The sequence below is a fragment of the Geobacter pickeringii genome (genome assembly GCF_000817955.1).
Classification (GTDB): domain Bacteria; phylum Desulfobacterota; class Desulfuromonadia; order Geobacterales; family Geobacteraceae; genus Geobacter; species Geobacter pickeringii.
In genome coordinates this window covers 868,854-892,713 of the sequence record NZ_CP009788.1, presented here as the reverse complement: position 1 = coordinate 892,713, position 23,860 = coordinate 868,854, and the positions used below count along the sequence as shown (strand labels likewise).

Here is a 23,860-nt window from a genome sequence, read left to right as displayed (position 1 = left end):
CACCATGAAGGTTTTTGTCACCGGCGCGACCGGTTTCATAGGCGCAAGCCTCGTGCGGGAACTCCTGAAGGAGGGGTGCCACGTGCGGGTCCTGGCCCGCCCCGGTTCCGACCGGCGCAACCTCCACGGCCTCGACGTGGAGGTGTGCGAAGGTGACCTCTGCCGCCCGGAGAGCCTGGACAAGGGGGTCAAGGGGTGCGAGGTGGTCTACCACGCCGCCGCCGACTACCGCCTCTGGACCCGGACCCCGGCCACCATGTACGCCGCCAACGTAGAGGGGACCTGCGCCATCATGGAGGCCGCCCTGCGCCACGGTGCCGCCCGGGTGGTCTATACGAGCAGCGTCGGCACCCTCGGCAACCCCGGCGACGGCACCCTCGGCAACCCCGGCGACGGCACCCCCGGCACCGAGGCGACCCCCGTCGCCTTCGGCGACATGGTGGGGCACTACAAGAAGAGCAAGTTTCTGGCCGAGCGCGAGGCGGAGAAGTTCCTCGCCCGGGGGCTTCCCCTGGTCATCGTGAACCCGTCGACGCCGGTGGGCCCCCTCGACGTGAAGCCGACCCCCACGGGGAAGATCATTGTCGACTTCCTCAACCGGAAGATGCCGGCCTATCTCGACACCGGCCTCAACATCATCGACGTGGAGGACTGCGCCCGGGGGCATCTCCTGGCGGCGCGCCACGGAAAAATCGGCGAGAAGTACATCCTCGGCCACGAGAACCTGACCCTGCGGCAGATCTTCGCCATGCTCGGGGAGATCACCGGCCTGCCGGCGCCGAAGGTCCGCCTCCCCTACACCCCGATCCTGATGGCCGCCTACGTGAACGAGGCGCTGGCGCGAGTCACCGGACGGGAGCCCCTCATCCCCCTGGCGGGGGTGCAGATGGCCAGAAAATTCATGTTTTTTGACTCTTCCAAGGCGGTGAAGGAGCTGGGACTCTCCCGGCGCCCGGCCGCCGAAGCCCTGCGGCGCGCGGTGGAATGGTTCCGCGCCCACGGCTATGCACGCTGAGCGCCCGTCCGGTTTTCCGCGCCTGAAAGGAAGTTGCGCATGTCCCGACTGCTCGACACCATCACCAATCCGACCGACCTGAAGAACATCCCGCGGGAGGAGCTCCCCGCGCTGGCCGCAGAAGTGCGCCAGTTCCTCCTCGACACGGTCTCGAAGACCGGCGGGCACCTCGCGTCGAACCTGGGGGCGGTGGAGCTCTCCATCGCCCTTCACTACTGCTTCGACTCCCCCGCCGACCGGATCGTCTGGGACGTGGGGCACCAGGCCTACACCCACAAGATCCTCACCGGCCGGCGCGACCGCTTCCACACCCAGCGCCAGTACGGCGGCCTCAGCGGCTTCCCGAAGCGGAGCGAGTCCCCCCACGACGCCTTCGACACCGGCCACTCCTCCACCTCCATCTCGGCGGGGCTCGGCATGGCGGTGGCCCGGGAGCTGAAGGGGGGGAACAACAAGGTGATCGCCGTCATCGGCGACGGGTCGCTGACCGGCGGCATTGCCTTCGAGGCCCTCAACCAGGCGGGACACCTGAAGAAGAACCTGATCGTCATCCTGAACGACAACGAGATGTCGATCTCCCGGAACGTCGGCGCCTTCTCCTCCTTCGTCTCCCGCAAGATGACCGGGAGCGACTTCCGCAAGCTGAAGAAGGAGATGCAGGGGCTGCTGGAGAACATCCCCGCCATCGGCAAGGATATCCTCCACTTCGCCCGCCGCGCCGAGAACTCCCTGAAGGGGTTCCTCACCCCCGGCATGCTCTTCGAGGCCCTCGGCTTCGACTACGTCGGACCGATCCCGGGGCACGACCTCCCGCAACTCATCGAGGTGATGGAGAACCTGAAGGGGGTCGAGGGGCCGGTGCTCCTCCACGTGATGACCACCAAGGGGAAGGGGTACACCCCCGCGGAGCAGAACCCCGACATCTTCCACGGCGTCGGCCCCTTCGACGTGGCCACCGGCAAGACCTCCGGCGGCAAGCCCGGCGCCGCCAGCTACACGGCCGTCTTCGGCGAGGCCCTGGTGAAGCTGGCCGAGGAAGACGAGAAGATCGTCGCCATCACCGCCGCCATGCCCGACGGCACCGGCCTCACCCCCTTTGCCAAACGGTTTCCGGAGCGGTTCTTCGACGTCGGCATCGCCGAACAGCACGGCCTCACCTTCGCTGCGGGGCTCGCGGCCGACGGCTTCCGGCCGGTGGCGGCCATCTACTCCTCCTTCCTCCAGCGGGCCTTCGACCAGGTCTTCCACGACATCTGCCTCCAGAAGCTTCCCGTCACCATGGCCCTTGACCGGGCCGGACTCGTGGGGGACGACGGACCGACCCACCATGGGGTCTTCGACCTCTCCTACCTGCGGCACCTGCCGGAGATGACCCTCATGGCGCCGAAGGACGAGAACGAACTCCAGCACATGCTGAAGACCGCCATCCATGCCGGACGCCCCGTGGCGCTCCGCTACCCCCGCGGCGCCGGATGGGGAATCCCCCTCGATCGGGAGCTCCAGAGCCTGGAGATCGGCCGGGGGGAACTCCTGGCCATGGGGAGCGATCTGGCCCTCGTCGCCATCGGCGCCACCGTCTACCCGGCGATGGAAGCGGCGAAGATGCTGGAGGCCAAGGGAATCCGGGCCACCGTCATCAATGCCCGCTTCGTGAAGCCCCTGGACCGCGACCTGATCCTCGGCGCGGCGCGGCAGACCGGCTGCATCGTCACCGTGGAGGAGAACGCCCTCCAGGGAGGCTTCGGCAGCGCCGTCCTGGAGCTTCTGGCCGACGAAGGGATGACGGCAGTGCGGGTGAAGCGGATCGGCATCCCCGACCGCTACATCGAGCAGGGCCCCCAGGCCCGGCTCCGGGCCGACCTCGGGCTCGACGCCGCCGGCATCGCCGCCACCGCGGAAGGGTTCCTCGCGGCGCAGGGCAAGCCGGCGCTTTCCCTGGTGAAATAGGACTCTCGAGGGCGGACCTTGTCTGCGCCCCGGAACTACGAAATACCCGGACGGACACCAGATCCGCCCCTACCAAGTATCAATGAAAGGACGTACCGTTTCATGCGTTTTCCCCTGCGACTCAATTACGACCTGACCCGCTACATCATCTCCAACAAGATGCAGAAGAATGAAAAATACCCGCTGGTTCTCATGCTGGAGCCGACCCACCTCTGCAACCTCGCCTGCTCCGGCTGCGGCCGCATCCGCGAGTATGCCGACACCATCCAGCAGATGCTCTCCCTCGAAGAGTGCCTCCGCTCGGTGGACGAGTGCCCGGCCCCCGTCGTCACCATCACCGGCGGCGAGCCGTTCCTCTACGCCCACATCTATGAACTGATCCCCGCGGTGCTGGAGCGGGGGAAGCACATCCAGCTCTGCACCAACGGCCTGCTGCTGGAGAAGGCGCTGGAAAACATCACCCCCCACCCCAACTTCACCCTCAACGTCCACATGGACGGGCTGGAGGAGACCCACGACCGGCTTCTGGAACGCAAGGGGACCTTCAAGATCGCCATCGAGGGGATCCGCAAGGCCAAGGCGAAGGGGTTCCGGGTCTGCACCAACACCACCATCTTCAAGGACACCGACCTCGTGGAGATCGAGATGCTCTTCTCGCTCCTGACCGAGATCGGCGTGGACGGCATCCTCGTGGCACCCGGCTTCGACTACGAGGCGGTGGGCGAGGACCTTTTCCTCCAGCGCCGGGAGATCGAGAAGAAGTTTGCCGAGGTCTACCGGATGAGCAAGCGGTTCCGCTTCTGGTCGACCCCCATGTACCTCCGCTTCCTGAAAGGGGAGAAGCAGCTCCAGTGCACCCCGTGGGGGAACCCGACCCGCAACCCCCTCGGCTGGAAGGCCCCGTGCTACCTCATCACCGACGCCCACTACCCGACCTACAAGGAGATGATGGAGAAGACCGACTGGAACAAGTACGGCGTGGGACGCGACGAGCGCTGCGCCCAGTGCATGATGCACTGCGGCTTTGAGCCGACGGTGGTCAACGAGATCGGCAAGAGCTGGAAAGACATTCTCGAAATGGCGATCTGGAACTTCAGCTAAGAACCATTTTTCCGGTTTTGAGCAACAGAAAAGGGGCGACCGCTGCGGCAGTCGCCCCTTTTGCATTTCCCGCCCGGCGTCAGGGGGGGTCAGTCCACCGCCGCGCCGAACTCCACCCGGCTCGCCGGCGTCCCTTCGCGGGCTGGGACCTTGAAGATGTCTTCCGCCTTCAGGAAGAGGCGGGCCGGCTCCACCTTCCCCTGTTCCACGAGAAAACCCTTCACCGTGGCCGCCCGTTCGTCCGCCAGCCCCCGGAGCTCCTTTTCCCCCGCCACCGTGTTGGCGAGGATCAGCTTCCTCATCTCGTCGTCGGGGAGGTCCTTCACCAGGCCGAGGATGTTCCGCGGCTTCGGGAACTTCTCCTTCTTGTAGACCGCCTTCAGCAGGCGGGACTGCTCCGCCGGCTCGATGGTCACCCCCTCGGCGGTCTCACCCGGTTTGGTCCGCTTTTCCTTCACCAGCTCCAGGAACCTCTCGGCCTTCATCTTCCGGGTCAGGAGCTCGGCACGGTACCCCTCGGGATCGCGCTCCCGGTCGGCGTACCCCTTGATGTCGACCTTGAGCGACGGCCGCTCGCCGATGGCCTGGGCGAGCTTGGCAAGTTTCTCCCGCTCCGCCGGTGCCAGGGAGGCCGAACCGGGGGTGAAGCGGATGGCGCTGAAATCCTCCTTGCCGCCGAAGGCCGCCTCCATCAGCGCGAAGGGGGAGGTGGCCGCCTTGACGAGGAGGTTCTTCAGGATCTGCCAGACCACGCGCCAGACGCTGAACTCGGGGTCGTCGGTCCGCCCCGTCACCGGCAGGTCCAGGTGGATCTCCCCCTTGCGGTCCTTGAGGAGCGCCACGGCGAGCCGCACCGGGAGGTTCGTCGCCTTGTCGCTCTCCACCTTGTCCCCGAAGGTGAGCTGGTCGACGAAGACCTTGTTCTCGGAGGAGAGCTGCCGGTTCTCGATCTTGTAGGCAAGGTCGAACGAGACCTTTCCCCGCGCGATGGTATACCCCACATAGGTCCCCGAGTAGGGGGTGAAGGGGGAGAGCTCGATATCGGTGAACCCCACCTTGAGGTCGGCGTAGAGGCTGTCGCGCAGCGGGTTGATCTTCCCCGTGATCTGGAGCGGCGAGAGGTTCTCCAGGTTCCCCCGCAGGTCAACATCGGCGAAGCGGCTCTCCTCAGACGAGAGACCGCTCACCCGGCCGCCGACGTTGTAGAGGGTGGTGGTGTACTCCTTCTTCAGGTGCCGGTCGGTGAAATTGAGGGTCCCGTCCTGGAAGGTGACGGTATCCACCACGACCTGGCGGCGCGGGCCGGCAGGCGGCGGAGTCGCGGGTGGCGCGGCTCCGGAAGGTGCCACCGCCGGCTGCGGGGATGACGGCGCTTCACCGGCGGGAGCGTCGCTGGTGGTCAGCTTCTGGAGGTTGAGCCGTCCGTCCGGGTCGATGACGATCTTCGAATAGAACTTGGCCAGGGAGACCTCGCCAATGCGGAGCGCGAAGGGCTCCACCACCCCCGAGATCTTGTCGATCTGGAGGCTCTCCCACTTGAGGAGATCGTCCCCTTCGGCATCGAGGCAGTGGAACGAGCGGATGCCGAGAGAGCCGGCGAAGCTGCCGCCGAGCCGCTCCCCGCGCTTGGCCAGGGCGTAGGTCAGGCGGGTGTCGAGGGAGCCGTCCACCGGGATGACGGTGACCGTTTCCGGGATGTAGGCCTCGAAGTCGGTGAGGGGGATCCGCCGCAGGGTCAGCTCCCCCTTGACGGCAAGGGGGTCGGGGACGAGGGAGCCCGACCCCCCGATGCTCCCCCCCGCGCCGTAGCCGGCGGCCAGGCGAAACGGCATCGCCGCCATCTTCGGACCGGTGATGTTCTTGAGGCCGAACTCGATCCGGCGCAGGCTGAAGGCGGGATTGCCGACCATCTTCCGGTCGGTGAAGGTCACGGCGAGGCCGCTGCCGGTGACGGCGCCGATCCGGTACCGGAGCGGCGCGCCGGCGGATTTCGCGGCGGCTCCCCCTCCCCGCTTCGCCCCGCCGCCGGCCGGCTTCAGCAGGGCCAGCGGCGAAAGGGCTCCCCCTTCGTCCCGGGAGAAGCGGATGTCGCCGCCGGCGCAGGCGATGGTCGCCACCTCCGCCACGTTCTCCTTCTGGCTGTAGCGCCCCCCCTCCAGGTCGAGGCGGGCGATGCGCGCCCCCTCCCGCGGGCCGAAGGGGACCGCGAGCTCCCGCAGCCGCACGCGTCCCTTCTCGGCGGAGAGGGCACCGTCGGCCAGGGCGAGGTCGGCGGAGAGGGCGAGGGTCCCCTTCACCGGCGCGGTGAGGATCCCGGCAAGGTAGGGATAGTAAGCGTCGAGGGGGATGCCGTCGAACTCCAGCCGGGAGGTGGCCGCCAGCGGCGCCAGGGAGAGGTCGCCGGCGGCGCTCCCCTTCTCCCCCCGGGCCGAGGCCAGGGCCAGGGTGTAGGCGCTCCGTTTCCCGGGACGGGTGGAGAAGCCGGTGAGGGCAAAGGCGATGTCCCGCACCTCGGTACGGAAGCCGCCGGGCGGCACCGCGTCGGCCACGGCGAGACGCCCATTGGTCAGCTTCACCGCCGCCACCTCGAACCACCCCTTCGCCTCCCCCTTCGGGGCGGGGGGCTCCTCCTTCTTCGGGCCGGCCCGCCGCCGGCGAGGCGTTGCACGTTCCAGCGGCCGGAGGCGTCCCGGGAGAGGGTGAACGCCGGCGCATCGACGGTGACGGCGGAGAGGGAGAATTCCCGGGAGAGGAGCTCGGCCCGGACGATGGCCGCATCGAGCCGCCCCATCGCCGCCAGGGGAGCCCCCGCCGGATCGTCGACCCGCAGGCCGGAGAGGGAAACGGAGCCACGGGCGGAGAGCTCCGGCCGGTGTTCGGCGGAGGTCCGGAAGGTGACCGCCAGCTCCGTACTCCCCTTCCCTGCGGTGACCCGCACCGGAAGCTTCGCCGGCAGATAGGCGAGGTAGAACGGGATGTCCAGCTCCTTCAGGGAGACGGTGACCGAGTATTCCGCCGCCCGGGCGAACGGCTTCAGCTTGCCGTCGAAGGCGAGGGGGGAGCCGTTCACCACTGCCCGGAAGCGGGGGTCGATGTAGCGGTCGGCATAGTGGGGGATGGTGCTCACGAAGGGGAGGGCGATCTCGATTCCCCGCACCTGGTGGCGCTTCTCCGCGGGGAGCCCCTGGTCGATGAAGTCGACGGAGCCGCCGCTGACGGTGATGTTGTTGAGGGAGAAGCGGGCCGGCTTTTCGTCCCCCTTCTTCGGCGGCCCCTTCTGTTCCAGGAGGTCGGAGAAATTGTAGCGGTTCGCCCCGGTCCGCACCAGGTGAAGGTACGGGGAACGGATCCGGGCCTCGGAGACGATGGGGGCGCCGCGGAAGATGGAGGCGGGGCTCACGGCGACCCGCGCGCTGGAAAAGGAGACGAAGGGGGTCGCCTTGTCACGCTCGGTGAGCCGGACGTCCCGCACCTCCGCCGTCCAGGTGAAGGGGTTGAGCGAAATGTCGCCGATGGCGAGCGTGCGGCCGGTGGCGGCTTCCACCCTCCGCATTGCCTGGCTCCTGACGATGCCGGGGAGCGCGAATGCGACGAACCCCGCCGCAAGGACCAGAACGGCGGCACATCCTGCGACGACTTTCTGCCAACGTTTCATGGGCATGACTCATGTTCCTCCACGCAAAGTATCACATGAATCTAATTCTCCCCCAAAAGAGGCGGCAAGTCAAAGCACGCGGCACGCGGCGTGAGATGAAAACGGGAAAAGGAACAAAAAAGGGCGCCGTTCGGAGCCCTTTTTTGCACAGTCACCCGAAATCGAATCAGGTAACGATCAACGGCCGCATCATGTCATGTTCCTCGTGCTCCAGGATATGGCAGTGCCACACATACTCGTGGCCACCGGTCCGCGGACTCGCTGGCACTGTGAAGGGAACGGCCGGGAGGTCGAACTTCATGATCACCGTCGTCACCTCCCCCGGATTCATCCGGACGGTATCCTTCCAGCCAACCTCGGTTGCATCGGGGCCGCGGGGCGGGGCGGTGTAGCTGGGAGTGCCGTTGTAGCTCGGGACCTGGAACGGCTGCCGCGAAAGGATCTGGACGTTGACGAGATGGAAATGGATCGGATGGGTGTCGCCGGTGAGGTTGGCGATCTGCCACACCTCCACGGTGCCGGCCCGCGGGCTCTCCGTCGCAGGGTCCATATATCCCCTGCCGAACGTTCCCTTGACGAGCGGCACATTCGTGCCGAGCATCTGGATCAGCCGGCCGGAGGCGTCGAAGGTCTCATTGAGGGTCAGCTGCCGGACGGTAACACCCGGCGGAGGGGGGAGGGGGAGACCCGGCACCTGCGGAACCAGGAACGGGTCGATCCCGGGGGTCAGGTCGGTTGCCACTGTGATGGCCAGCGGCGGATCGGCCGGCACGGTTGCCGTCGTCGCCACCGCAAACCGCATGATCTGCCGGGTGTTCGGACCGAAGCCGGGATTGGTTATCGTCGGGTTTTTCGGGGCGCCGGGGAAGTAGTCGTTGCGCGGGTCCCCCATCGGGAACGGCGCGGGGGCGTCGTTGTACAGGATCATCTTTTTCCCCTCGAACCCCGTGAAGTCGACGATGATATCGAAGCGTTCCGCCGGGGCCGTGACGAGGCTTCCTCCAAGCGTGGCGGGGTTGAACGGCACATTGGACGGTACCAGCACCGGCTTGGGGAGGAAGCCCCCTTCCGTCCCGATGACGAGGAAGTCGGGACCCTTGGCGTTCGCCGGCGTGCCGGCGGCATTCAGCGTAATGCCGTCCAGGCTTCCATCGTCGACATAGAGCTGCAGGTTCAGGAACCGGGCATTGCAGGCGTTCAGGATGCGAAGCCGATATCGCCTCGGCTCGACCGGGGCTTCGGGATAGACCGTCCCGTTTGCCAGCATGGTGTCACCGAACATCTCGGGGATCACCGAGGGGTCGGGAGGGATCAGGTTCCCCCCCTTCGCGTTCCCCTGGAGTTTCCACCGGTTCCGCTCGTACACGTGGGGATACCAGAGGGTGCCGGTCGTCCTGAGCCCGGGCCAGGTGGGGTCCATGGCACCGATGGTGGCACCGTCGACGAAGATCTTGTCCTGGATGACGATGGGGATTTCACGCCCCCCGTTCTCGATGAAATCGGGAAGTCCCCGGTTCCTCAGGCTCCCCTCGAAATCGTCCCTGATGAGATAGGCCGAGGCGATCCCGGCGTACGCATTGATCCGCGTGATGCCGAAGGCGTGGTCGTGGTACCAGAGCATGCGGGCGCTCTGGTTGTTGGGGTAGTAGTATTCTGCCTCGTTGAGGGCGGCACTCGGGTTCAGAACCTGATTATTGAGGAAGCTGAGGCCACGGTTGCCGCTCGGGTCCCACCAGGTGAAGGGACCGCCGTCACTGATCCAGGGAACCAGTCCGCCGTGGAGATGGACCGTGGTGCGGTTCTGCCTGGCGGGATCGGCCCCCATGATGGAGGAGTCCAGAGGGATGATATGCCTGTTCGGAAGGTTGTTGCGGAACGTGATCTGAAGCGGCTGTCCTTTTTGCGCCACGATGATGCCGCCGAGATGGGTCGGTGTAACGTTGCCGCCGAGTCCCCTCGCGGGATTATATCCCCACAGGGTAGTCGGAGCGAGGGCTGGATGGAGCTGGTCGGTAAACTGTCCGATATCGATGGTGTAATGGAGCGCCCCCGTCACGGGAGCCGAGAAGAGGTCGGGCGCCGCCACCGGGATCCCCCCCGGTCCGACACCGCGCAACGGCTGAACGAACTTCTTCAGGGCAACGCTCTGATAGAAGGCGTGCGCATTGCGGGGGCCGAGCCACCTGACCGGCAGCGGCAGCAGCGTCGCCCCCCCGGCCAGAGCACTGAGTTGCAGGAATTTCCGTCTGCTGATCATACATTCCTCCTTTTCATTAAAAGGGCTGGGTCCTTCATTCGGTACCATTTCCATGCAGACAGTCCCCTTGAATCCCCCCTTACCCGCTCCAAGGAGAACGAATGCGGCAAGGTCTGAGCCAAGGAGGAAAAGCCACGAAACCGTCATTATTAATGAACCAGACAAAGGCTCTTCCGTCTTAATGAATTTTGCCGACATTATGAGTTATTTTGCTTTTCATTGCTCGTATCTAAGCAAAATACAAAGCAAAATGTCATACCGCAAAAAAGTTCAATAATTTCAAAAGAGTTACGTCGACGTCGGCAGATTCCGTGGGGTGAACGGGAAGAGCTATTTCGTGACGGCAGGAGTGCTGCGGCACGATTTGCGGTATGCGACGGGGGAGAGACCGGTGGAGAGCTTGAACTGGCGGGAAAATTCGCTGAGATCGTTGAACCCCGTTTTGTGGGCCACAACGGTGACGGTCATGTCGGATCGCTTCAGGAGCCCCTTGGCGCGCTCCACCCTCAAATGGAGAATGAACTTCATGGGGGTCAGGCCGAGATGTTTTCTGAACATCCGGCAGAAGTGATACCTGCTGAGACACGCTTCGCGGGCGATATCATCAAGGTAGAGCGGCTTCGCGAGATTTTTCTGGATGTGGCGGACGGCCCGCTGGAGCCCGGCCGGGAGATCAGAGGTGAGCCCGTGGAGCGGCATGCTGCGCTCGTCCCCCTTTACGCGCTGCATGGAAACCCTCCGTTCGAAGGCGGTGCGCCGGAACCGCACCAGTTCGTCCACCATCTCCTGAAGCTCCAGAATTCCGATCGGCTTCCTGAAGTACTCGCGGGCCCCTCCCCTGAAGGCAGCGAGGACCAGGTTTTCGGAGCTCACGTCGGTGAGAAAGATGACCGGAACCTCGGGGCGCAGACGCTTTATGTCGGAGAGGAGCAGGAGTCCCGCCCCCGGATCGTATCCGGCATCGAGGAGCACGACTGCCGGTTCGCCGTGGGCGATGAGCGCCATGACCTCGTTCGGCGCCCAGAGCTCCAGGGGGGCCCGTTCCAGTTCCAGGGCACGATACCCCCCGGCGTGCTCCGCGTCGGCCACGACGATGACCGGCGGGGAGCTCATGGGGATTGCTCTCCGGCGTTCTTCTGGAAGATCAGCTTGGCGGTGGGGGTTGCATCGTCGGGGAATTCGGCGCAGTGGAGGATGGCGCCGGGAAAGGGGGCGAAGAGCCGCTCCAGCTCCCCCCGCTGGAGCAGGAACTCCTTCCGGTGGGGAACGGGAGCGGTCGGCGCCTCAAGGATGGTATCGAAAACCAGCACCCCGCCGGGGGCGAGGGCCGCCACCTCCCGCGGGATGAGCTCCCGCAGGAGGAAGTTGAAGTTGATGATCAGGTCGAACTGCCCGTCGAATGCGTACGTCTCCAGATCGGCGAGGCGGAAGTCGCAGGCGAACCCCTCCCGCCCGGCCCAGTTCCGGGCCTTCTCTACGGCCACGGGGGAGATGTCGAGGCCGGTGGCGGCAAAGCCGTGGCGGGCCAGGAAGATGCTGTTGCGCCCCTCGCCGCAGGCGATGTCCAGGGCGCGGCGGCCGGGGCAGAGGCGCTTCAGCTCCTCGATCCGCTCCGCGAGAAACCGCGACGGCTTCTCCCCCAGCAGGCACTCCTCGCTCAGGTACCGCTGGTCCCACCGCGTCCTGTCGTCGTTCATGGCGCTCACCGCTCCTCCGTCCGGTCCGGGAACCTCATCCTCCCGCCACTGTAGCAGGAGAATCCCGAGCCGTCACGGGCAAACTATCAGCACTTTCCCTCCTCCGACCGCCCCTGCTGCGGGTTCCCGCAGCAGCCGGTGTCGCACCCGTGGCAGTGCCCCTTTTTCTTCCAGAGAGAGCGGTAGAGGAGCCATGCCGCAAAGCCGAGGATGGCACCAGCGATGATGATATCGACAATTCCCATGAATTTATCCTCCCAACCCGAGGAGTTTCCCCCCCTGGTAGACGATGAGCGCCATGCTCCAGGCCAGGGCAGACTGGTAGAGGAAGGCCACCCCGAACCATTTCCAGCCGCCGAACTCCTGCCGCATGGCGATGGCCACCACCACGCACGGCATGTAGAGGAGGACGAAGACCATGAAGGCGTAGGCGGTGAGAGGGGTAAAGGTCTGCCGGACCGTCTCCTTCAGGGGGGCGCGCTCCGCCTTCTCCTCGGCGGAGAGGCTGGAGATGCCGAAGGTGGAGACGACGTTCCCGACCGACTCCCGAACCGCCTTGGCGAATGAGGTACCGATCTCCTTCAGGTCCTCGGCAACGGGAGGAGCCGCCTTTTTCTCGTCCTCCTTCTTCGCGGCGTAGATCTCCCCCATGGTCCCCACCACGATCTCCTTGGCGATCACCCCGGTGATGAGGGATGACGCCGCCTGCCAGGTGCCGAAGCCGAGGGGGGCCAGGGCCGGCGCCATCACCTGTCCCGCCTGCCCCAGGTAGGAGTCCTTCTTGTTCTCCACCCCCCAGGGGAGGTTCAGGAGGAACCAGACGAAGATGGAGACCGCGAAGATGTAGGTGCCGGCCTTGACCAGGAAGTGCTTCCCCTTCTCCCAGGTATGGATGCAGAGGCTGCGCAGGGAGGGCATCCGGTAGGGGGGGAGCTCCATGATGAACATGGGGGCCTCGCCCCGGAAGAGGGTCCGTTTGAAGACCAGCCCCATGAAGATGGCGAGGGCGATCCCCATGACGTAGAGGGACCAGATGACCGTTCCGGCGCTCTTGGCGAAGAACGCGCTGGCGAAGAGGACGTAGACCGGGAGCCGCGCCCCGCACGACATGAGCGGGATGAGGAGGGCGGTGAGCGCCTTGTCCCGCGGGTTCTCCAGGGTCCTCGTGGCGTAGATGCCGGGGACGTTGCAGCCGAAGCCGAGCAGCATCGGGATGAACGACTTGCCGTGGAGGCCGATGGAGTGCATGGCCCGGTCCATGACGAAGGCGGCCCGCGCCATGTAGCCGCTCCCCTCGAGGAAAGTGATGCAGAACATCATGAGGAAGATGACCGGCACGAAGACCAGGACGAAGCCGACCCCGGAGATGACCCCCTCGGTCGCCAGGGAGACCGTCCACTCCGGGGCGCCGACGAGCCCCAGGAGGGCCGTCGCCCAGTGTTTGAACGGCCCCCCCGCCATGTCGCTGATCCAGTCGCCGAACGGCTTGGAGAGGTCGAAGGTGAGCTTGAACATGAGCCACATGGCGGCCAGGAAGATGGGGATGCCGAGGAAGCGGTTCAGGACGATCCGGTCGATCTTCTCAGTCAGCTCCATCTTCCGCAACTCGGGCTTGCGGAGCACCTCGCGGGTGAGGCCGGAGGCGAGGCCGTAGCGGGTATCGGCCATGAGCGACTCGATATCCTCGCCGTGGGCCCGCCGCAGGTGATGGAGCGCCTCGTCCAGCATAGCGTCGGGGCCGATGTTCACCTCCTTCGCCACGTGGCCGTCACCCTCCATGAGCTTCAGCGCCAGCCAGCGCAGGGGGTACTTCTCGCCCAGTTGGGGGTGGCTCCGTTTGAGGGCGCCGGCCACGAATTCGGCCGCCGCCTCCACGTCCTCGCCGTAGCCGAGGAGCGCCGGCGCGTGGCCGGGAAGGTTGTCCGCCGTGGCGATGACGCTCTGGAGCAGCTCGTCCAGGCCGCTCTTCTTCGTGGCCGAGGTGGGGACCACGGTGATGCCGAGCAACGTCTCGATCCCCGCGACGTCGATGGCATACCCCTTGGCCTGCGCCTCGTCGAAGATGTTGAGGGCCATCACCACCGGAATCCCCAGCTCCAGGAGCTGCACGGTGAGGTAGAGGTTGCGCTCCAGGTTGGTGGCGTCCACCACGTTGACGATCAGGTCGGGGCGCTCGTGGACCAGGTAGTCCCGGGCGATGATCTCCTCCTGGGTATAGGGGGAGAGGGAGTAGGTGCCGGGAAGATCCACCAGCCGGATCGTCCGTCCCTGGTAGTCGAAGGAGGCCTCCTTCTTCTCCACCGTGACTCCGGCCCAGTTCCCCACCTGGAGCCTGGTGCCGGCGATGGCGTTGATGAGGGTCGATTTACCCGCGTTGGGGTTGCCGGCCACCGCCACCGTGATGACCCGCTTCTCCACCGGCCGGAGGGAGCCCTTCCGCGCGTCGCCGCTCTCCACCTGCCCTGCGGCGTCATTGATCTTCGCCTGCCCGCTCATCCCGCCACCTCCACGGCAATCCCTTCCGCTTCCTTCTTGCGCAGCGAGAGGTGGTAGCTCTTGACCGACACCTCGATCGGGTCCCCCAGGGGAGCCACCTTGACCACCTTCACCTCTTCGCCCACCAGCACCCCCATATCCATGAGCCGCCGCTTCAGGGGACCGATGGCCCCGATGGCCGTGATCGTTCCCTTCTCGCCGGGCTTCAGTTTTGCCAGATTCATCGTCCTACCTCCTCACCATGATTTTCATTGCCATGCCGCGGTCCACCGCGATCCGCGCGTCATCCACCTTCACGAGGACCGGGCCGCCGCCGTTGTTCAGCATCTCCACACGCTTCCCGGCCCGGAGCCCCATATCCTCCACCCGGACATCCCCTTTTCCCCGCCCCTCGCTGCACGGGGCGGAGCAGCACCCCGGGCGGAGCCTCACCTCCACGATCTCTCCCCGTTCGCCGGGGCTCAACAGTCCGAGTGGTATCATCTCGGGACTCCTTTCATTTGCTTTTTCTCCGCATTCGCACCGCTCGAACCGCTGCCGTACGGCTCATTTCGCCACCGGCCTGACACTCACCACTTTCTCGCCCCGCCGTCAGCCGGGAGGGCGAGACAGTTCAGACAGTCCCGAAGGGTGCAGACCCCGCAGGAGTGGTACTGGAAGACCGGAATGCCGTTCAGCTTCGCCGCGCTCATCGCCTCGTTCCGCACCCGGTGGGAGACCTTGTTGGTGAAGATGACCAGGGCGTCGAAGCGCTTCAGCTTCGTGGCGATGTTGTTTTCGGACTGGGAGAAGACCCGCAGTTCAACCCCCGTCCGGGCCGCTTCCTGCCGATAGTGCCGCTCCAGCCGGTCCATCCCGCCGATTACCGCGATGCACATAACCTCACCCTTTCAATCGTGATATTCATTTTCACTGTATGGCGGCGGCAACGGGCCGCTCACCCCCCACCAGGCACTCCAGGGCCGATGCGCAACTACCGAGGCGCTCCGCCATCCGCGCCCGGCAGGTGCGGAAGATCTCGGCAAGGCGGAGGCTTTCCCGCGGGTCACCGAAGATCTTCCACGGCCCCTGGCAGGCGAAGGGGATGGTGACCAGCCCCATGAAGGCCGCCACGTCCTTGAGGGGGTAGCCGAGGAAGACGCCGATCTCGTGGGGGAAGCCCTCGCCGGTGATGCGCGCGGCCAGCTCTCCCAGCACGGCGTCGAGGTCCGACAGGTCCGCATATCCCGCCCGCCCCAGGACGGCGGAGGCGCTGGGGCGCCGCAGCAGACCTCCCAGCGCCTCGGAACGGTAGATGAGCAGCAGGAGCGAATCCCCCCGGTCGGCCAACTCGCAGACGGCAAGGCCGCTCTCCGGCAGCACCGACGCCCCCCACTGCTTCCAGAGCGTGTAGAGATTGCGGCCACAGGGGCGGGGACGGTTGGCGATGCCGATCAGGTTCGCCGGCTTCTCGCCGGCGAGGACCTCGGCCGCCTCCAGCGCCAGGAACGAAGCCAGACACTCCCGCGGGTCATCGAACCGCACCGCCAGATCGTGCCACGCCGAACGCCTGCCCCCCTCCTGCCTCACCGACTTCACCTCATCCATGGCTCTCCCCTGATAACGATTTTGAAATTCCATTTCATTTAACAGAGAACGAAACGAGCCGTCAAGCGTTTTTTAACATATCACTGCTTCTCTGCGGAGAGTCGACCGCGTGATCCCGCTCGCTCCCCGGTTCAGCCGGGATTTCGATTATCCCCCCGCCGAACTGGCAAATCTTGACCCACGTCAAAGATAATCCCCCTTCCCTGGGGTATTCACTACTACAGAAACGATTGCAACCCAGCGGAAAGAAGCTATAGTTGTAGGACCTTCTACTCCAGGGGAAACCACTCACAACAGCAAAAGGAGGAAACAACGATGGGAATGTTCTGTAACCAGTGCGAGCAGGCCGCCAAGGGCGTCGGTTGCGAAATCATGGGGGTGTGCGGCAAGAACCCCGAGGTCGCCGCGCTGCAGGATCTGATGCTCTTCGGCCTCAAGGGGCTTGCCATCTACGCCGACAAGGCCCGTGAACTGGGTGTGAAGGACGAGTCCATCGATCTCTTCATGATCGAGGGGCTCTTCACCACCGTCACCAACGTCGACTTCGACCCGGTGAGCCTCGCCGGCAAGCTCCGCACCTGCTTCGACATGAAGGAGAAGGCCAAATCCCTCTACGAGACCGCCTACCGTGAGAAGAACGGCGGCCACGCACCGGCCATTACCGCCGGCCCCGCTGGCTGGGTCATCGCCGGCGACCTCGAAGGGCTCGTGAAGCAGGGACAGGAGCACGGCATCAACACCCACCACACCGACGCCGACATCCGCTCCGCCATCGAGATCCTCATCTACGGCCTCAAGGGGATGGCCGCCTACGCCGACCATGCCTACATCCTCGGCAAGAAGAACGACGAGGTCTTCGCCTTCTTCCACAAGGCGATGGCCGCCACCGCCGATCCCGCCAAGGGGCTCATGGACTTCGTCGGCCTCTCCATGGAGTGCGGCAAGCTGAACATCACTGTCATGGGGATGCTGAACGAGGGGCACGTGGACCACTACGGCCACCCGGTACCGACCAAGGTCCCCACCGGCACCCGCAGGAACAAGGGGATCCTCGTCTCGGGCCACGATCTGCGGATGCTGGAAGAGCTCCTCAAGCAGACCGCCGGCAAAGGGATCGACGTCTACACCCACGGCGAGATGCTCCCGGCCCACGGCTATCCCGGCCTCAAGAAGTACGCACACCTCTACGGCAACTTCGGCGGCGCGTGGCAGGACCAGGCGAAGGAGTTCCCTCTCTTCCCCGGCGCCATCATCTTCAACACCAACTGCATCCAGCGCCCGGCCGAGACCTACAAGGACCGCCTCTTTTCCTGGGGGCAGGTGGGGTGGCCCGGCATCAAGCACGTTGCCGGCTGGGACTTCTCCGAGGTCATCAACAAGGCCCTCGAGTGCCCTGACCTCCCCGACGCCCCGGAGAAGGAGATCCTCACCGGCTTCGGCCACAACGCCGTCCTCGGCGTGGCCGACAAGGTGATCGAAGGGGTGAAGGCAGGCGCCATCAAGCACTTCTTCCTCATCGGCGGCTGCGACGGCGCCAAGCCGGGACGCAACTACTACACCGAGCTGGCCGAGAAGGTCCCGAACGATTGCGTCATCCTCACCCTGGCCTGCGGCAAGTACCGCTTCAACAAGCTGGAGTTCGGCGACATCGGCGGCATCCCGCGGCTCCTGGACATCGGCCAGTGCAACGACGCCTACTCGGCCCTCCAGATCGCCCTGGCCCTGGCCAACGCCTTCAACTGCGGCGTGAACGACCTGCCGCTCTCCATGATCCTCTCCTGGTACGAGCAGAAGGCGGTGGTCATCCTCCTGTCGCTGCTGCACCTCGGGATCAAGAACATCAAGATCGGCCCGGGCCTGCCGGCCTTCGTCACCCCCAACGTTCTCAACTTCCTGGTGGAGAACTTCAACCTCGGCCCCATCACCACGGTGGAAGCCGACCTCAAGGCGGCCCTGGGGCAGTAACCCCCCTTCCCACGGGGCACAAAAAAGGCGCGGAGAGCGATCTCCGCGCCTTTTTCCTTTCTCGTTGCCAGCCGCCGTCGTCCGGCGTCGGGGCTATACCTGATACGTCCCGTAGTGGACGATCTCCTCCAGCGGCTTGCGCGGCGGCCCCCCCTTCCCCGCCTCCAGCGGATAGCCGAGGGGGAAGAGCCCCACGATCCGAAGCTCCGCCGGGATGCCGAGCAGCTCCCCCAGCTGCTCCTCGTCGAAGACGCCGACGAAGACGCTCCCGAGCCCCTGGTCGTGGGCGGCGAGCATCAGGTTCTGGGCCGCGATCCCCACATCGGTCAGATAGTACTCCTGTCCCCGCACCTCCCCCGACATGGTCGGCTCGCCGCAGGCGACGATCACCACCGGCGCTTCGGCCAGGGCCTTCTGGGCCGGGTTGAACTTGTACCCCCGGGTCGCGAAGTACGCCTCCACGTAGGAGAGCTCACTGATCCGCACCCTGGTTGCCGGATCCTCCACCACCACGAACCGCCAGCACTGCATGTTGGCCCACGAAGGGGCCAGGCGCGCCGCCTCCAGCACCACCCGGAGCTTCTCCGGCTCCACCGGCCGGTCCGAGAACTTGCGAACGCTTCTCCTCGTCTTGATTGCTTCCAGTGTCTCCATGAAGTGGCTTCCTTTCTCTGCGGGATGTGGACGTCCCGAGCGGACGTCAGTTGTGCCATCGCCCGGGTGCGCCGGCGGCGCCGGCCCGGTCGTCGGAGTGGTTGAGGATCGTTTTCCGCCGCCGCTGCGGGGAGGAAGGAGCCATCGCCGCGGAAGGGAGGCGGTCGAGCCGCGCCGCCAGCCGGTCCAGGAGCGGACGGATCTCCGCGCCGACGAAGATCTGGGGATGGGAGGGAGTCTCCTTCTCCTCCCGCTCCCGCCGTTCGATGGTGGCGCGGGCCTTCTCGAAGGCGGCGATGAAAGAGTGGGTACGCCGCAGCTCCTCGGCGAAGAACGCCCTGCCGAACCAGGTGAAGTCGGCGTCGTTGCTGCAGCCGAACGATTCGCTCGCGGCATCGGAGGCGGTCAGGATGAGGGTCCGGTCATCCCGGAGGGGGGCGATGAAACCGCCGGAGTAGCAGGCGGAGACGACGATCACCCGCCACCGGATCCCCGCCTCGTCCAGCATCCGGCGGAGCCTCAAGGGATCGAGGTCATCGAGGGAGAGGGGGTCGAGGCCCACCGCGAGCCGGTGATCGGAGGAGCCGTGGGAGGTCAGATAGAGGAAGAGGACGTCTTCGTCCCGGTTCATGACGGCGCCGATCCGCTTCAGGGTCCGGTCGAGGCTGGTGACGGTGGCGAGGGGAGCGGTGCGGACGGTCCGGGGGTTGTTGACGAGGGCGACGGAGCGGCCGGCGGTGTCGAAGCGGCGCGCGAAGAGCGGCACGATGGTCTCCAACTCTTTCATGAAGACATCCTGGCTGCCGTCGCCGGCGAAACCGACGAAATAAAGGTCCGGGATGCCGGGACGCCCCGGCAGAAGCGCCGCCAGTTTCCGGTCGAGGAGGGCCGGCTCGCCGTAAATGAGCTCCTCGGTGGCGACGTTCTCCTCCCCCGCCGTGTCGTCGGTGGCCCGGGGCTCCCACATCCCCCGGGAAGAGAGGCAGAAGAGAGAGAGGAGCGCCACCGCCAGCGTCAGGGTCGACGCCCCCCATCTCCTGGCGCGGCTTCCCCCGGTGAGCCGCACCGCGGCCACCATCTCGGCCAGGACCCACCAGCCAAGGAGAAGCGGGGAATGGATCGAAAGGACGGTGTCGGGGTCGGAACCGAGCCAGCCGTTGTACGCCGCACCGGTGACGAGTCCGTTGAGAAGCCCCAGCGGCAGGCCGAGGCTCACCAGGGCCGCCGGGACGGTGGCGAGCAGTTCACCCTGGCGGGCAAGCCGGGCCAGGAAGAAGCCGAGCAGGAGGAAAACCGGCAGGAAGAAGAGTGCCTGGGGAACCGCGGTGGGGTTGAAGGTTCCGTCGAGCCCCGCCTCGGCCACATCCGACAGGAAGGTGACCGCCAGATCGGCGGCGGCGAGGGCCGCCAGCTGCCCGGGGGACGAGCGGAGCTCCGCTGCCGCCACCGGACGGAACAGGGCGAGTCGCACCCCGCAGTGGATGTTGCGGCGGAAGTCCGCCCAGGGCGAGCCGCTCAGAACGTCCCCCCCACGAGCGTCGCCGTGACGCTCCCCACCGTCACCTTGGTCCGGGCCCGGACCGGGATCCGGCGCGCGTCATCGGTGAGCCAGATATGGACGGTCCCCTTCCCCTCGAACACCCCCTCGGAGGCGACGAGGGGCTGGACGACGATGGTATCCACCTCACCGAGGACCGTCTTGATCCGCTCCCGGCGCAGGACCCGCACCTCGATTCGCCGCAGCCGCTTGCTGTCGAGGATGTTCACGTAGTGCGACTTTCCCACCTCCAGCGGCAGGAACCGGATGGCGTAGAAGCTTCCGTAAATGTCGATAGTGTCGGGAGGGATCGGGATATCGACCCGCTCGGTCCCGAGGTTGTCCCGGTAGCGGGCCACCCCGTTTCCGTGCTCGAAGAGGATCTCCCGGTCGTGTCGCCTGCTCCCCTCGCGGGTCCGGAGACGGTAATGCCGCACGAGGCCGGGGAACGCCCCCTGCTCAGGGTCGTAGCTGCTCTCGATCCGGTCCTCGACCGGGAAGAAGGCGGAAAGCCAGTTATTGGAACGGGCGGTAGAAACGATCCGCCGCGCGCTCCCCTCGTCGCTGATCTCCTGGGTCGCCGTGCCGACGTTGATCCCGGTCCAGGAAAGCTCGTAGATGAGCTTCTCCGGCACGCGCGGGGCGGCGAAGGCAGGGATGGCGAGGGATGCAACGAGTACAACGACGGCCAGCAGCCGCAGATACCCCCAAGCACGGCCTCCCCGTGCAGATGTCCGGCAATTGCGAAAGCGTGCGGCAGCCAAAGCGTTCCCTCCCCTTGCACTCCACGGCCGGGGCGTTTATACTCCCCCCATGCTGACCTTTACCATCACCGAAACCGATCACTGCCGCCCGGTAGCGAGCTTCCTCCGCAACCTTCTCCCGGCGGCCCCCCTCCCCTACCTCAGGAAGCTCCTCAAGTCGGGGCATCTTGCGGTGAACGGCGTTCCGGCCACCCCTGACCTGCTCCTCGCCATCGACGACACCGTCGCCCTCAAGGAGAGCGGACGGACCGGACAGTTTCTCGCCACAGAGCCGCCGCTCCTCGACATCCTCCATGAAGACGACCGGATCGTCATCGTCAACAAGCCGGCGGGGCTTCCGGTGCACCGTACCGCCGAGACGGGGGACGACAACCTGGTGGATCTGGCGGAGCGGTTCATGGCGGAGCGGGAAACGCCGGTGAAGCTTCGGCCGGTGAACCGCCTGGACCGCGGCACCTCCGGCGCCACGATTCTTGCCAAGAGCGCCACGAGCGCCGGGATGTTCGGCCGGTTCGTGAAGGAGGAAGGGCTCGGCAAGCTCTACCTCGCCGTTGCGGAAGGAACGATGCCACCGGACGGAGAGATCGACGCCCCGCTGGACGGCAAGGAATCGGTGACGCGCCACCGGCTCCTCTTCCAGGCCGACGCAGAGGCGGTCGTCGCCCTCTACCCGGTCACCGGGCGGACGCACCAGATCCGCAAGCATCTCTCCCTCATCGGCCACCCGGTACGGGGGGACCGGCGCTATGGCGGCTCTCCCCTGACGGGCTACCCGGGCCATCTCCTCCACGCCTTCCGGGTCGCCCTGCGCAACCCGGAGACCGGCCGGGAACTCGTCATCCACGCCCCGCTCCCGCCAGGGTTCGTCGCGGCCGTGCGCGGGATTGCCGGCGACGCGTTCGCGCCACTCCTCCGCCACCTCCCGGAGCTGCCGCCGGCATAGCCCGCGGCCACGGCTGTCGGGCCAACGGTGGCCGACGGCGGGGCTCCTCCCCTCAGAGGGTGAAGTAAAACGTCGCCCCTTCCCCCGGCACCCCCTCGGCCCAGACGCGGCCGCCGTGCTTCTCCGCGATGCGCTTCACGAGCGCCAGACCGACGCCGTTTCCCTCGAACTCATCCTTGTGGTGGAGCCGGTGGAAGAGGCCGAAGAGCTGGCCGGTGTGGGCCATGTCGAAGCCGACGCCGTTGTCCCGCACGAAGTAGGTACCGTCACCATGTACCCCCACCTGAATGACCGCCTCGTCCCGGGGCCTGGTGAACTTGACCGCATTGGAGATGAGCTGTGCGAGGAGCTGGCGGACGAGTTCCGGGTCCCCCGCGGCGGGAGGGAGGGGATCGACCGCGAACGAAACTCGACGCCCTTCCGTCGGGGAGGTGATCCCCGCGATGACCGCTTCGGCCATCTCGTTCATGTCGATGCGGAGCTTCTGGAGCCGCTGGCGGCTGACGCGGGAAAAGGCGACGATGTCATCGATCAGCCCCCCCATCCGTCCCGCGTTGTTCTCCACGATCGAGAGAAGCGTCCGGGCTTCGTCGTCGAACCCTGCCGCATGCTCACTCGCCAGGATCTGCACCGCCACGGAGATGGTTCGCAGCGGACCGCGCAGATCGTGGGAGATCGCGCTGCTGAAGGCGGCGAGGTCTGCAACGGCGGCATCGCGCTCGGCGGTGAGACGGGCTTCTTCGGGATCGGTGGTGGTCATACGCTGTCCGGTGTCGCGGGGCACGCTTCGAAATGCCCGGGCCGCCCGAGGGAGGCGGCGGATCTCAGGCGTAACGGCGAAAGAGGTTTATTGTCCGCAAATGGTACCCGAAAGCATGGCCAAAAGTAAATGAGTTTGCCGTAACCGTTGGGAGGGCGGAGACGCCCGCCGGTCAAAACCACGTCTTGGCGAGCCAGAAGGAGAGCATCCCCGTCACGACCGTCCCGGCGAGGGAACGGCTCTTGATCGCTACGAAAAAGGCGGGGAAGGCGGCGATGAATTCGGGACGAAGGAGGTCGATCCGCCGCGGTTCGCCCGTGGCCAGGATGGCGGGAGCCAGCAGGGCGCCGAGGATTGCTGCGGGGACGAGCTCGAGCCATTCGGTCAGCCACGGCGGCAGTCGCCGCCCGGCCAGGAGGGCGAGGGGGAGCCAGCGCGGCAGATAGGTCACCGCAGCCATACCGGCAAGGAGCAGGAGGTAATCACGAGTCGGCATCGGGTCTCCTTCCGCCGCTCCGGCCGCGCCGGCGCAGCCAGAAGCCGGCCGTGGCGGCGGCGATGGCGGCGGCCACCACGTTCACCGTCCCGGGGAGGGTCACGTAAAGGGCGGTGGAAAGAAGCCCCGCCAGGACGGCCGTGAGCGTGAAGAGCCGGCTCCGGAGCTGGAAGACGAGGAGGCAGATGAACATGGCCGTGAGGGCGTAGTCGATCCCGAACGCCCCGGCCGGGATGAACCGGCCGGCCCAGGTCCCCGCGACGCAGCAGACGATCCAGACGAGGTTCGCCGCATGGTTGACCACCAGGGCCCGCCAGCGGTCCCACCCGCCGTCGCGGAACCGCCCCATGTTCACCGCAAAGCTCTCGTCGGTGACGCCGTAGGCGAAGAGCGCAAGAAATCGCCCGCTGCTCCCCCGCAGATGCACCGAAAGCGACGAGCTCATCAGAAAGTGCCGGAGATTCACCATGAAGGTCGTGGCGATGATGGGAACTGCCGGAGCACCCGCCTGCAGCATCGCCACGGCTATGAACTGGGAACCGCCGGCGAAGACCATCGACGCCATCAGGCCGATTTCCCAGGCACTGAGCCCCGCCTTCTGGGCAAGGACCCCGAAGGCGAGGCCGATGGGAAAATAGCCGAGGCAGATGGGCCAGGCGGTACGGAGCCCATCCATGAGAACGGGGCGGGGATTCGGCGCTGCAGGTGTCGTCACGGGGCATCCTTTCGAAGGTTGCAGCATTATGGGTCATCCGCCATGCTTCGTCAATCCCCCCGACCACCGTGCCGTGCGCCACGGAGCCGCGGCGGGCGATCTTAACGCGCCTTCATTTCTACAATCGGCAAAACCGCTCTGACCCCCCGATTTTATTATCTTTTTTCTGTAGACGTATTACCTTTTTCTAATTGACTGGTGCCGGCAGAAATGGCATAATCACCCCGTTTTTTGCCCGGAGTGCGGGCTGAATTGCACTCTCGCGCCACGA

At 66.0% G+C, this 23,860-nt stretch carries 22 protein-coding genes; 5 read left to right on the top strand and 17 right to left on the bottom strand.

Annotated elements, in window-relative coordinates:
- Positions 1-4: 4 nt before the first annotated feature.
- The 3 genes from hpnA to hpnH all read left to right on the top strand — a co-directional run bounded on the left by hpnA (position 5) and on the right by hpnH (position 4,063).
- A complete protein-coding gene (hpnA, locus tag GPICK_RS04080; protein ID WP_039740733.1) occupies positions 5-1,015 on the top strand; it encodes a hopanoid-associated sugar epimerase in 1,011 nt (336 codons plus the stop codon).
- A gap of 39 nt (positions 1,016-1,054) precedes the next feature.
- Positions 1,055-2,962 carry a 1-deoxy-D-xylulose-5-phosphate synthase gene (dxs, locus tag GPICK_RS04075; RefSeq protein WP_039740730.1) on the top strand — a complete coding sequence of 636 codons (1,908 nt, stop codon included), beginning with the start codon at positions 1,055-1,057 and terminating at the stop codon, positions 2,960-2,962.
- A gap of 102 nt (positions 2,963-3,064) precedes the next feature.
- Entirely contained in the window at positions 3,065-4,063 is a 999-nt protein-coding gene (gene hpnH / locus GPICK_RS04070; RefSeq protein ID WP_039740728.1) for an adenosyl-hopene transferase HpnH, read from the top strand.
- Between the two features lie 89 nt (positions 4,064-4,152).
- On the opposite strand, the gene GPICK_RS17740 is transcribed toward hpnH, so the two are convergent.
- The 11 genes from GPICK_RS17740 to GPICK_RS04025 all read right to left on the bottom strand — a co-directional run bounded on the left by GPICK_RS17740 (position 4,153) and on the right by GPICK_RS04025 (position 15,755).
- Positions 4,153-6,639, bottom strand: coding sequence for a DUF748 domain-containing protein (locus GPICK_RS17740; protein ID WP_269078671.1), 2,487 nt, complete (start codon positions 6,637-6,639; stop codon positions 4,153-4,155).
- Positions 6,636-7,724 (bottom strand): AsmA family protein, encoded by a 1,089-nt coding sequence (locus tag GPICK_RS17735; RefSeq protein WP_236685642.1) that lies wholly within the window; start codon positions 7,722-7,724, stop codon positions 6,636-6,638. Before GPICK_RS17735 ends, GPICK_RS17740 begins: the two co-directional genes overlap by 4 nt.
- A 160-nt stretch (positions 7,725-7,884) precedes the next feature.
- Entirely contained in the window at positions 7,885-9,975 is a 2,091-nt protein-coding gene (locus tag GPICK_RS04060) for a multicopper oxidase family protein (protein WP_039740726.1), read from the bottom strand.
- A 330-nt stretch (positions 9,976-10,305) separates the two neighbouring features.
- Positions 10,306-11,088, bottom strand: coding sequence for a helix-turn-helix domain-containing protein (locus GPICK_RS04055; RefSeq protein WP_039740724.1), 783 nt, complete (start codon positions 11,086-11,088; stop codon positions 10,306-10,308).
- Positions 11,085-11,672: a class I SAM-dependent methyltransferase gene (locus GPICK_RS04050; protein WP_039740722.1), complete on the bottom strand. Its 588-nt coding sequence runs from the start codon at positions 11,670-11,672 to the stop codon at positions 11,085-11,087. Before GPICK_RS04050 ends, GPICK_RS04055 begins: the two co-directional genes overlap by 4 nt.
- Positions 11,673-11,758: 86 nt before the next feature.
- Positions 11,759-11,917, bottom strand: a complete 159-nt coding sequence (locus GPICK_RS16835) for a FeoB-associated Cys-rich membrane protein (protein ID WP_084201334.1) — start codon at positions 11,915-11,917, stop codon at positions 11,759-11,761.
- 4 nt (positions 11,918-11,921) lie between these two features.
- Positions 11,922-14,168: a ferrous iron transport protein B gene (gene feoB, locus GPICK_RS04045; RefSeq protein WP_039740720.1), complete on the bottom strand. Its 2,247-nt coding sequence runs from the start codon at positions 14,166-14,168 to the stop codon at positions 11,922-11,924.
- On the bottom strand, positions 14,165-14,392 hold the full coding sequence (locus GPICK_RS04040) for a FeoA family protein (RefSeq protein ID WP_039740718.1): 228 nt from the start codon (positions 14,390-14,392) through the stop codon (positions 14,165-14,167). Before GPICK_RS04040 ends, feoB begins: the two co-directional genes overlap by 4 nt.
- 4 nt (positions 14,393-14,396) lie before the next feature.
- The gene (locus GPICK_RS04035; RefSeq protein ID WP_039740716.1) at positions 14,397-14,651 is read right to left on the bottom strand and encodes a FeoA family protein; all 255 of its coding nucleotides are present in this window, start codon (positions 14,649-14,651) and stop codon (positions 14,397-14,399) included.
- A gap of 86 nt (positions 14,652-14,737) precedes the next feature.
- Complete coding sequence (locus GPICK_RS04030; protein WP_039740714.1) at positions 14,738-15,046, bottom strand: DUF2325 domain-containing protein; 309 nt, start codon at positions 15,044-15,046, stop codon at positions 14,738-14,740.
- 31 nt (positions 15,047-15,077) lie between these two features.
- On the bottom strand, positions 15,078-15,755 hold the full coding sequence (locus GPICK_RS04025; protein WP_039740712.1) for a DUF3793 family protein: 678 nt from the start codon (positions 15,753-15,755) through the stop codon (positions 15,078-15,080).
- 315 nt (positions 15,756-16,070) lie between these two features.
- On the opposite strand from GPICK_RS04025, the gene hcp reads away from it, so the two are divergent.
- Positions 16,071-17,720 (top strand): hydroxylamine reductase, encoded by a 1,650-nt coding sequence (gene hcp, locus GPICK_RS04020; protein WP_039740710.1) that lies wholly within the window; start codon positions 16,071-16,073, stop codon positions 17,718-17,720.
- A 93-nt stretch (positions 17,721-17,813) separates the two neighbouring features.
- Here hcp and GPICK_RS04015 read toward each other — a convergent pair whose 3' ends face one another.
- From GPICK_RS04015 to GPICK_RS04005, 3 genes are read right to left on the bottom strand one after another with little or no spacing between them, the layout of a single operon-like run.
- Entirely contained in the window at positions 17,814-18,374 is a 561-nt protein-coding gene (locus GPICK_RS04015; RefSeq protein WP_039740709.1) for a nitroreductase family protein, read from the bottom strand.
- 46 nt (positions 18,375-18,420) lie between these two features.
- A complete protein-coding gene (locus GPICK_RS04010; protein ID WP_144400037.1) occupies positions 18,421-19,845 on the bottom strand; it encodes a C13 family peptidase in 1,425 nt (474 codons plus the stop codon).
- A 44-nt stretch (positions 19,846-19,889) separates the two neighbouring features.
- Complete coding sequence (locus GPICK_RS04005; protein WP_236685641.1) at positions 19,890-20,675, bottom strand: DUF3108 domain-containing protein; 786 nt, start codon at positions 20,673-20,675, stop codon at positions 19,890-19,892.
- Positions 20,676-20,724: 49 nt separating this feature from the next.
- Here GPICK_RS04005 and GPICK_RS04000 point away from each other — a divergent pair, with 49 nt between their 5' ends.
- On the top strand, positions 20,725-21,618 hold the full coding sequence (locus tag GPICK_RS04000) for an RluA family pseudouridine synthase (protein ID WP_039740707.1): 894 nt from the start codon (positions 20,725-20,727) through the stop codon (positions 21,616-21,618).
- A 52-nt stretch (positions 21,619-21,670) separates the two neighbouring features.
- Here GPICK_RS04000 and GPICK_RS03995 read toward each other — a convergent pair whose 3' ends face one another.
- The 3 genes from GPICK_RS03995 to GPICK_RS03985 form a co-directional block, all read right to left on the bottom strand.
- The gene (locus GPICK_RS03995; protein WP_052263269.1) at positions 21,671-22,378 is read right to left on the bottom strand and encodes a sensor histidine kinase; all 708 of its coding nucleotides are present in this window, start codon (positions 22,376-22,378) and stop codon (positions 21,671-21,673) included.
- A 172-nt stretch (positions 22,379-22,550) separates the two neighbouring features.
- Positions 22,551-22,874: an AzlD domain-containing protein gene (locus tag GPICK_RS03990; protein ID WP_039740706.1), complete on the bottom strand. Its 324-nt coding sequence runs from the start codon at positions 22,872-22,874 to the stop codon at positions 22,551-22,553.
- Positions 22,861-23,589, bottom strand: a complete 729-nt coding sequence (locus tag GPICK_RS03985; RefSeq protein ID WP_236685640.1) for an AzlC family ABC transporter permease — start codon at positions 23,587-23,589, stop codon at positions 22,861-22,863. Before GPICK_RS03985 ends, GPICK_RS03990 begins: the two co-directional genes overlap by 14 nt.
- Positions 23,590-23,860 lie beyond the last annotated feature (271 nt).